Origin of the sequence: Magnetospirillum sulfuroxidans (genome assembly GCF_018224925.1) — a bacterium.
GTDB classification, from domain to species: Bacteria; Pseudomonadota; Alphaproteobacteria; order Rhodospirillales; family Magnetospirillaceae; genus Magnetospirillum; species Magnetospirillum sulfuroxidans.
In genome coordinates, this window is sequence record NZ_JAGTUF010000018.1 from 59,620 (window position 1) to 68,362 (window position 8,743).

The 8,743-nt window shown below is 60.6% G+C and carries 10 protein-coding genes; 8 read left to right on the forward strand and 2 right to left on the reverse strand.

What is annotated here, in order from left to right; genetic code table 11:
- Positions 1–39: 39 nt before the first annotated feature.
- The 6 genes from KEC16_RS15795 to KEC16_RS15820 all read left to right on the forward strand — a co-directional run bounded on the left by KEC16_RS15795 (position 40) and on the right by KEC16_RS15820 (position 4,618).
- The gene (locus KEC16_RS15795) at positions 40–408 is read left to right on the forward strand and encodes a helix-turn-helix domain-containing protein (RefSeq protein WP_211550664.1); all 369 of its coding nucleotides are present in this window, start codon (positions 40–42) and stop codon (positions 406–408) included.
- Positions 409–503: 95 nt separating this feature from the next.
- On the forward strand, positions 504–1,217 hold the full coding sequence (locus tag KEC16_RS15800) for a response regulator transcription factor (RefSeq protein WP_211550665.1): 714 nt from the start codon (positions 504–506) through the stop codon (positions 1,215–1,217).
- Positions 1,218–1,219: 2 nt separating this feature from the next.
- A complete protein-coding gene (locus KEC16_RS15805) occupies positions 1,220–2,554 on the forward strand; it encodes an ATP-binding response regulator (protein ID WP_211550668.1) in 1,335 nt (444 codons plus the stop codon).
- 69 nt (positions 2,555–2,623) lie between these two features.
- Positions 2,624–3,175, forward strand: coding sequence for a SiaB family protein kinase (locus KEC16_RS15810; protein ID WP_211550669.1), 552 nt, complete (start codon positions 2,624–2,626; stop codon positions 3,173–3,175).
- An 8-nt stretch (positions 3,176–3,183) separates the two neighbouring features.
- Complete coding sequence (locus KEC16_RS15815) at positions 3,184–3,561, forward strand: DUF1987 domain-containing protein (RefSeq protein WP_211550671.1); 378 nt, start codon at positions 3,184–3,186, stop codon at positions 3,559–3,561.
- Between the two features lie 7 nt (positions 3,562–3,568).
- Positions 3,569–4,618 (forward strand): sensor histidine kinase, encoded by a 1,050-nt coding sequence (locus tag KEC16_RS15820; RefSeq protein ID WP_211550673.1) that lies wholly within the window; start codon positions 3,569–3,571, stop codon positions 4,616–4,618.
- A 49-nt stretch (positions 4,619–4,667) separates the two neighbouring features.
- Here the strand turns inward: KEC16_RS15820 and KEC16_RS15825 are convergent, their stop codons facing one another.
- Together KEC16_RS15825 and KEC16_RS15830 are read right to left on the reverse strand one after the other, a co-directional pair.
- Positions 4,668–5,057 (reverse strand): hypothetical protein, encoded by a 390-nt coding sequence (locus KEC16_RS15825; RefSeq protein WP_211550675.1) that lies wholly within the window; start codon positions 5,055–5,057, stop codon positions 4,668–4,670.
- 5 nt (positions 5,058–5,062) lie between these two features.
- Entirely contained in the window at positions 5,063–6,256 is a 1,194-nt protein-coding gene (locus tag KEC16_RS15830) for a class I SAM-dependent rRNA methyltransferase (RefSeq protein WP_211550677.1), read from the reverse strand.
- Between the two features lie 240 nt (positions 6,257–6,496).
- On the opposite strand from KEC16_RS15830, the gene ccoN reads away from it, so the two are divergent.
- On the forward strand, positions 6,497–7,948 hold the full coding sequence (ccoN, locus tag KEC16_RS15835) for a cytochrome-c oxidase, cbb3-type subunit I (protein WP_211550679.1): 1,452 nt from the start codon (positions 6,497–6,499) through the stop codon (positions 7,946–7,948).
- Between the two features lie 15 nt (positions 7,949–7,963).
- Positions 7,964–8,695, forward strand: coding sequence for a cytochrome-c oxidase, cbb3-type subunit II (gene ccoO, locus KEC16_RS15840; protein WP_211550681.1), 732 nt, complete (start codon positions 7,964–7,966; stop codon positions 8,693–8,695).
- Positions 8,696–8,743: the final 48 nt, after the last annotated feature.

Here is an 8,743-nt window from a genome sequence, read left to right on the forward strand (position 1 = left end):
AATAGGGGCAGGTAAACATCTGTCTTAGGGGGACTGTCCATGTCCGTCGCTCTTGCTGAAATCCGCTCCGCCGCGCCGCTGCGCTACAAAGTCAGTGACCCTTTCGTCGCTGACGTGATCGCCACCGTTGCCGCCGAATTCGGTCTGTCCGAGCGTGAGATGATGGTGCATTCCCGCGATCATCGGCTGTGGAAGCCGCGAATGGCCGCCATGTACTACGCTCGCCTGCTGACCTCGTGCTCGCTGCCTGAATTGGGCCGGGTGTTCGGCGGTCGCAGCCATACCACGGTGTTGCGCGCGTTCCGCCGCTGCCGCGAAATGATCGACAGCGACGAAGTGTGGGCTGCCCGCATGGATCGCCTGCTGGTCCGGCTGGTGGAAAAGATCGTCGCTCCCAAGGGGCAGTAACCCGGAAGTGTCGATCTTGTGCGTTCCGTGTTTGACGGACCGGTTCCAGGGTGCTCCACTCGGCTGACGTGTGGGGCCGCGAAGGTTGGAGATGAATGGCGCGCATAGCCGTAGTTGAAGATGAAGCATCTCTGCGGGCGGACGTGGTGGAATACCTGTCCGCCTGTGGTCATGCGGTGGTCGGGTGCGAAGACGGGCGCGCCCTCGATCGCGCCTTGGCCGAGCATCCGGCGGATCTGATCATTCTTGATATCAACCTGCCGGGCGAGGATGGCTTTTCCATCGCCAAGCGCCTGCGCGATCATTCCGATGTCGGGATCATCATGCTGACCGCGCGCAGCGTGAACGTGGATCGGGTGGTCGGGCTTGAGATCGGCGCCGATGTCTATCTGGTCAAACCCATCGAGTTGCGCGAGTTGGAGGCCCAGGTGCGGTCGCTGTCGCGGCGCTTGCGCGGGGCGGCGCCATCGTCGTCGCCGTCGCCGCCGTCGGATCATTCCCAATGGGTTTATGATCAATTGGCCTGGGCCTTGGTCTCTCCCGAAGGCGGGATCGCCAAGCTGACCGCCAACGAACGGATTTTTGTCTCGCTGCTGGTGGAGCAGCCGGGGGAGCCGGTGTCGCGCTCGGCCATCTTCAAGGCATTGGGTAAACGCGAATGGGATGCCGGCGACCGCTCGGTCGATTCCATGGTTCGACGCCTACGCTCCAAGGGACAGGACGCGCTGGGGCGTGAACTGCCGATCGAAGCCGTGCACGGGACCGGATATGCCTTCACCGCGCCGGTGATCGTTCGCCAGGGGGGCTAATCATGGGCCGTGCCGCGCCGCTTGTTCTGCGTGACAAAGGTCGGCAGGGGCCGAAATTGCCGCCCTGGTCGGTGCTGGTGGTCGATGACGACGATCAGGTTCACGCCATGACCCGGGTGCTGTTGCGGGATTTTACGTTCGAAGGGCGGGGATTCGAGATGATCTCGGCCCATTCCGCCGCCGAGGCCACCGAATTGCTGGCGCGTAATCCGTCCATTCCCGTCGCTCTGCTGGATGTGGTGATGGAAAGCCCCGATGCCGGCCTGCGTCTGGTTCGCCAAGTGCGCGAGGATTTGGGCAATCATGAAATTCGTATCATTTTACGCACCGGCCAGCCGGGCGAGGCGCCGGAACGCGACGTTGTCGTCGCCTATGACGTCAACGATTACAAAAGCAAAAGCGAGCTGACGGCGCAAAAGCTGTTCACCGCGCTGGTCGGCGCCTTGCGGGCATGGCGCGACATCGAAACCATCAATAGCTTGAATCAACGGCTGGCCGAAGCCAACGAACAATTAGAGCAAAAGGTGGCCGGGCGCACGGCCGAGTTGATGGAAAGCCGGGATGCCTTGGCTCGGGCCAAGGAACGGGCGGAAGTGGCGTTGGAACGCGAGACTGCGGCCAAGGGTCAGTTGCGGCAATTTCTGTCCATGGTCAGCCATGAATTCCGCACGCCGTTGGCCATTATCGATTCGGCCGCGCAGATGCTGATGATGCGGGCGCAGCGGGTGGATAGCGGCATGTTGACCCGGCTGGAAACCATTCGCGGCGCCGTCGGTCGGCTGATCGACCTGATCGGAACCTGTCTGGCCGACGAGCAATTGGAAACCGGCCGCATGATCATGCAAGAACAGGTGTTGGATCTGGCTCCGGTTTTACGGGCGGCGGTTTCCCATCATCAGGCGGCGTCGGGGGGGCGGCAGGTCGTGCTCGACATGGGGCGGGCCACGCGGGTGTGGGGCGATCCCAATTTATTGCCGTTGGTGGTCAACAACCTGATTTCCAATGCGCTGAAATATTCGACGGACGCGCCGGTGGATGTCCGGCTGCGGGCCAATCACGGCGGTGTGGCCTTGACGGTCCGTGACCGTGGCATCGGCATCCCGGCAGTGGATTTGCCACGGGTGTTCGAGCGCTTTTACCGCGCCGGGAACGCCCATAAATTATCGGGATCGGGGATCGGTTTGCATATGGTCCGCCAGATCGTCGATCTGCACGGCGGCTCGATCCAAATCGGCAGCAGCGAAGGCGAGGGAACCACGGTGACCGTTCATCTGCGCAGTCCGCCGCGGGACCAGCAAGGAGGGGATCGTTCGCTTGAGCCTGGCGGCATCCGTTGATACTGTGTGTATCTTCTGTATGAGAGGCCACGCTCTGTTTGGAGTCGGTGGTGGATGAGGGAAAGTCGAATGCTGGCACAGCAATATCGGGCTTTTAAGTCGGAACTGGACGCTCACGGGATTGTCTTCTCGTTCTCGGGCTATTTGTCCGAGGGGATTTTGTATTCCCTTGGCGACGCTTTGCGCCAGAAGATGGCGTTGGAGGATACCGACGTCACCACCATCAAGAAGGTGTTCTCGGTTTTTGTCGAGCAATCGCAAAACATCATCCGTTATTCGGCCGAGAAGGTTCAGGGCAATCTGGGCAAAAGCGTCGAATTGTCGTCGGGCATGGTCACCATCGGCAGCGAAAACGGACGGTTTTTCATCGTCTGCGGAAATATCATCCTGGAACAGGATATGGAGAAACTGCGCGGGCGGCTGGAAACTCTGCGTGGGATGGATCGGGACGCAATCAAGGCCTATTACAAGGAACAATTGCGGGAGCCGCCGGACGAGGGGAGCCGGGGGGCGACCATTGGTCTGATCGAGATTGCCCGTCGCGCCAGCGCCCCCATCGAATTTGATTTCGATCGCATCGATGCCGACAGGCATTTCTTTTGCCTCAAAGTCTCCATCTGAGGGATTTCATGGAAAATTTGATCATCGCCGCGTCCGAGCGCTCGCCCGAGGTGAACTTTGATGTTGCCGCCGGAATCCTCCAGATTCGAGGGGAATCCTATCCCGAGGATGCTTCATCCGTGTTCGGCCCTATTTTCGCCGCGCTGCAAGACTTCCTCGGCCAAGGCAATGGCACGCCGTTGAGGGTGGATTTCGAGCTGATCTACTTCAACAGTTCCTCGGCCAAGGCGTTGATGAACATGTTCCAGATGCTGGAAAATGCCTCCGGCTGCGCCATCGTCGTCAATTGGCAGTTCATGGCCGACGATGAAACCATGAAGGAATTTGGCGAGGATTTTTCCGAGGATTTGAGCCACATCACCTTCAATCTGGTGTCGGTGTCCTGACCCGACCATGAGCGAGGGCGGGCCGGCCGGCGGATTCAGTCTTTTTGATGCGGAAGAACGCATCCTTGCCAGTGCCGGGCATCTGCTTGAGCGGATGAAGGATGGCGATCCGTCGCTTTTGGCCGAGGTGCAAGGCTTGGCCGACGCCTATTCGCGGTCGGTGCGCGAACAGCGGCGCTTGGTTAAAGTCAGTGATCGCCAGCAAAACCAGATGGCTCAACTCAATCAAGAGCTGGGGCGTCGCCGCATGCAGGCGGAAGAGGCGCTGGGCCAGTTGCGCCAAGCCCAGGAAACCCTGGTGCAGACGGAAAAGCTGGCTTCGCTGGGCGCTCTGGTCGGCGGTGTCGCCCACGAAATCAATACGCCGGTGGGGATCGCGCTGTCATGCGCATCGCATCTGGCCGACGCCACCCTTGCCATTCGCGCCTTGTTTGATGCCGACGATATCGGCATCGACGATTTCCAACGCTATATGGACACCGCCGCCGACACCGCCAAGCTGATTGTGAGCAATTGCGAACGTGCCGCCGATCTGATCCGCAGTTTCAAGCAGGTGGCGGTTGACCGCACCTCGTCCGAGCGGCGACGGTTCCGGCTGCTTGAAACCCTTAATGAAACGGTGACATCGCTCAAGCCCAATCTGCGTCAGGCCGGGCACAAGGTTGCCATTGCCTGTCCCGCCGATCTGGTGCTTGACGGATATCCCGGCGTGCTGTCGCAGGTGCTGACCAATTTTGTCATGAATTCCTTGGCGCACGGTTTTGATGCCGGGCAACACGGCCATTTGACCATTACCGCCGATGTCATTGCCGACGGTCAGGTTCGGCTAAGCTATGACGATGACGGAAAAGGCATCCCCGAGGAATACCGCAACCGTATCTTCGACCCCTTTTTCACCACCCGGCGGGGCAGCGGCGGCAGCGGCTTGGGCTTGCACATCGTTTTTAATCTGGTCACCGGCCCGCTTGGCGGCCAAGTGAGTCTGGACAATGGCGGCGGGGGCGGCACCCGGTTTGTCGTGACCTTCCCGCAGGTGGCCCCGGATAAGGGTATCTGATCGTCTTATCCCACAGTGCGTTGCACGTCACTCAAGCGTGCGTCGCACGTCACTCCAGCGTGCGCCGCACGACCATCTTGTCGTCGCCGCAGACGACGCACACCGGATCATAGGCGTTCAGCAAAGGCTCCATCCACCACGACCCCGGCTCCTCCGCCAAGGCATCGGGGCGGTCGGGATCGACATGGATGACGACGCTGGTGTGTTCCTCGTTGAAGCTGACCACGATTCCGCACAAATCGGGACGCATTTCCTCGGGGAAGTTGGGTTCCAGCAGCCAAAAACATTGAAAATTGCGACACGATTGCGGCCGGGTCTGGTGGACGGCGCAGCCATGATCGGTGCAATGCTCGCACCATTGGCTGGTCGGCTTCGCCGTTTCCGGCACGGCGAAGAACCAGCAGCAGATCGTGCAGGGGCCGCAATCGCGTTCGCTCATCGTTGTTAATCCAATTGCAGGATCAGTGCCTTCAGATAGGCGCTTTCCGGCAGTTGCGGGTGCAGCGGGTGATCGGCGCTGGCCCCGGCGATGCGCAGGATGCGGCCGGAACGGCCGGCCTGGCCCAGACCATGGGCGATTTCCTCGGCGAACAACTCGGCCGGCATGTGATGCGAGCATGACGCGCACAGCAAGAAGCCGCCGGCTTCGACCAGGGGCGCCGCCAGACGGGTCATCTTGCGATAGCCCTTGGCTCCGGCGCCGACGTCCTTGCGCGATTTGACAAAAGCCGGCGGGTCGACGACGACGACGCCGAAGCGCTCGCCGGCGGCGGCCAGCCGGGTCATCTCGGCGAAGGCTTCGGCCCGGACGGTGTTGATGGTGACGCTGTTGAGTTCGGCCGCCTTGTCGGCCAAGGCCAGCGAGTGCTCGGAGCGGTCCACCGCGACCACTTCGACGGCGCCGGCCAGGGCTGCCTGCACGGCGAACCCGCCCGCATAGGTGTAAACGTCAAGCATGCGCTTGCCGGCGGCTAAACCGGCGACGAAGGCGCGGTTGTCGCGTTGGTCGTAGAACCAGCCGGTCTTTTGCCCGTCGGTGAGGTCGGCGACGAAACGGGCGCCGTTCTCGATCAATTCCACCGGGCCGTCCAGAACGCCCAGGGCCAGTTTGTGTTCCAGCGGCAAGCCTTCCAGGCCGCGCACCGGGCTATCGTTCTTCAAGACCACGGCGCGCGGGGCCAAAACCTCGGTCAAGGCTTCCAGCACGGTCGGGATCAAGGCCTCCATGCCGGCGGTGTTGACCTGAAGGACGACGACATCGCCATAGCGGTCGACGATCAGTCCGGGCAGGTTGTCGGCCTCGGAATGGATCAGCCGATAATGGGGCATCGGGAACAGGCTGTCGCGCAAAGCCAAGGCGGCGCGCAACCGGCCGGCGATGAAGCCGGCGTCGATGACGTCGGTCCAGTGGCGTGACAGCACGCGGGCGCAAATCAGCGAATGCGGGTTGAAGCTGGCGACGCCCAGTTTCTCGTCACCGGCATCCATCAGGGTGACCAAGGTGCCGGCGGGCAGGGTCTTGAGCTCGGGGCTCATTTCGATTTCGTTGGAAAACACCCATGGGTGCCCGGCGCGGAATCGGCGCGAACGGCCCTTGGCGAAGCGGATGATTGGACGTGCCGAAGGTATAATATTCATTTGGCGGACTCGGACCCAGGGGTGACGGGCTGGAATAAAGCCTCGGAAGTGCAGGCGATGCCAGGAAAAATTTAGGCATTTTGACATGGATCAATGGCCGGCGCTAACCTAACGGTCATAGTGCGGCGACTCGGAAGCACCATCCGCCTGGCCAGTTCCGGCTTACGGGGGAATGCGTTTGCATTGGATTTGGCAGGCGCTCTCGAGTTGACCCTTTCCCGGTCGAAACAGGAGTTCGGCATGAGCACCAACACCGACGCCACCGTCTATAATGAAGACGTGGTGAAGAAGTTCGTCCTTGCGGCGATTTTCTGGGGTGTGGTTGGCTTCCTGGCGGGTGATTTCATCGCCTGGCAGTTGGCCTTCCCCGCCCTGAATCTGGATCTGGAGTGGACCACCTTTGGTCGTCTGCGTCCCGTCCATACCTCCGCCGTGATCTTTGCCTTCGGCGGCAATGTTCTTTTCTGCACCTCGCTGTACACTGTGCAGCGGACGTGCCGCGCTAGCCTGTTTGGCGGTAGCGGCCTCGCCACGTTCATGTTCTGGAGCTTCCAGCTGATGATCGTGGCCGCCGCGTTGACCTATGTTCTGGGTTTCTCCCAGGGCCAGGAATACGCCGAGCCGGAATGGTGGGTTGACTTGTGGCTGACCGTGAACTGGGTCTGCTATCTGATCATCTTCGCCGGCACCATCATGAAGCGCAAAGAACCCCACATTTATGTGGCCAATTGGTTCTTCTTCGCCATGATCCTGACCGTCGCCATGCTGCACCTGGGCAACAATCTGGCCGTTCCGGCCGGTTTCTTCGGTGGCAGCTGGATGAAGTCCTACAACATCTTTGGCGGCGTGCAGAACGCCATGACCCAATGGTGGTACGGCCATAACGCCGTTGGCTTCTTCCTGACCGCCGGTTTCTTGGGCATCATGTACTACTTCGTGCCCAAGCGGGCCGAACGTCCGGTTTATTCGTACCGGTTGTCCATCGTCCACTTCTGGGCGCTGATCTTCCTGTACATCTGGGCCGGTCCGCACCATCTGCATTACACCGCGCTGCCCGATTGGGCCCAGACCCTGGGCGCCACCTTCTCGGTCATGCTGTGGATGCCGTCTTGGGGTGGCATGATCAACGGTCTGATGACCCTGTCGGGTGCCTGGGACAAGCTGCGGACCGATCCGGTCATGCGTTTCCTGGTGTCCTCGGTGGCGTTCTACGGCATGTCGACCTTCGAAGGTCCGATGATGTCGATCAAGGCCGTCAACTCGTTGTCGCACTACACCGACTGGACCATTGGCCATGTGCATTCCGGTGCCTTGGGCTGGGTCGCCTTCGTCTCCTTCGGCGCTTTGTACTACTTGGTTCCGAAGCTGTGGGGCCGCAAGGAAGTCTATTCGCTGAAGCTGGTTGGCCTGCACTTCTGGGTCGCCACCGTCGGCATCGTGCTGTACATCACCGCCATGTGGATCTCCGGCATCATGCAGGGCCTGATGTGGCGTGCGTATGACAACCTGGGCTTCTTGCAGTACTCGTTCATCGAGACCGTCGAAGCCATGCACCCCTATTATGTGATCCGCGCGGTGGGCGGCGTTCTCTTCGTCCTGGGTGCCCTGATCATGGTCTATAACTTCATCAAGACCATCAAGGGTGACGTGGCCGAAGAGGCCATGCAGCCCTCGACCGCCGGCGCTCGCTAAGGGGGAGGAGCAGAGATGTCTATCTTCAAGCATCACGCCAAACTGGAAACCAACGTTTTCTTCCTGGCGGTCGGTATCCTTTTGACGGTGATCGTCGGCGGCCTGGTTGAGGTCGTCCCGTTGTTCACCATCGAATCGACCATCGAAAAGGTGGATGGCGTTCGTCCGTACAGCCCGCTCGAGCAGGCTGGCCGCGACATCTACGTTCGCGAAGGCTGCTATAATTGCCATAGCCAGATGATCCGTCCGTTCAAGGACGAGGTTGAACGCTATGGTCATTACAGCCTGGCGGCCGAATCCAAGTACGACCATCCTTTCCAGTGGTCGTCCAAGCGTACCGGTCCGGATCTGGCGCGCGTTGGTGGCAAGTACACCAACGACTGGCAGGTCCGTCACCTGATCAATCCCCGTGACGTCGTCCCGGAATCGATCATGCCCGGCTATCCGCACCTCAAGCGGCCGTTGGATCAATCGACCATTGCTGGCAACATGATGGCTCTGCGGGTTGTGGGCGTGCCCTACACCGACGAGCAGATCAAGAACGCCAAGGCTCATCTGGTGGAGCAAGCTACGTCTGATGCCGGTGCGGCATCGGCTGTGGCCATGGCTTACCCGAAGGCCAAGGTCGGCGATTTCGACGGCAACCCGCAGGTGGTGTCGGAACTGGATGCTCTGGTGGCCTATTTGCAGGTCTTGGGCACCATGGTCGATTTCACCACCGTGGATCACACCAAGATCCAGCGCTAGGAGCGGAAGCATGACTCTCGAGACCATCTCGGAGTTTTTCCGCTCCCT

What these genes read in the sequence shown, in the direction of transcription:
- KEC16_RS15795 (WP_211550664.1), top strand. Translation starts at nt 40, where the DNA reads ATGTCCGTCGCTCTTGCTGAAATCCGCTCCGCCGCGCCGCTGCGCTAC.
- KEC16_RS15800 (WP_211550665.1), top strand. Translation starts at nt 504, where the DNA reads ATGGCGCGCATAGCCGTAGTTGAAGATGAAGCATCTCTGCGGGCGGAC.
- KEC16_RS15805 (WP_211550668.1), top strand. Translation starts at nt 1,220, where the DNA reads ATGGGCCGTGCCGCGCCGCTTGTTCTGCGTGACAAAGGTCGGCAGGGG.
- KEC16_RS15810 (WP_211550669.1), top strand. Translation starts at nt 2,624, where the DNA reads ATGCTGGCACAGCAATATCGGGCTTTTAAGTCGGAACTGGACGCTCAC.
- KEC16_RS15815 (WP_211550671.1), top strand. Translation starts at nt 3,184, where the DNA reads ATGGAAAATTTGATCATCGCCGCGTCCGAGCGCTCGCCCGAGGTGAAC.
- KEC16_RS15820 (WP_211550673.1), top strand. Translation starts at nt 3,569, where the DNA reads ATGAGCGAGGGCGGGCCGGCCGGCGGATTCAGTCTTTTTGATGCGGAA.
- KEC16_RS15825 (WP_211550675.1), bottom strand. Translation starts at nt 5,057, where the DNA reads ATGAGCGAACGCGATTGCGGCCCCTGCACGATCTGCTGCTGGTTCTTC.
- KEC16_RS15830 (WP_211550677.1), bottom strand. Translation starts at nt 6,256, where the DNA reads ATGAATATTATACCTTCGGCACGTCCAATCATCCGCTTCGCCAAGGGC.
- ccoN (WP_211550679.1), top strand. Translation starts at nt 6,497, where the DNA reads ATGAGCACCAACACCGACGCCACCGTCTATAATGAAGACGTGGTGAAG.
- ccoO (WP_211550681.1), top strand. Translation starts at nt 7,964, where the DNA reads ATGTCTATCTTCAAGCATCACGCCAAACTGGAAACCAACGTTTTCTTC.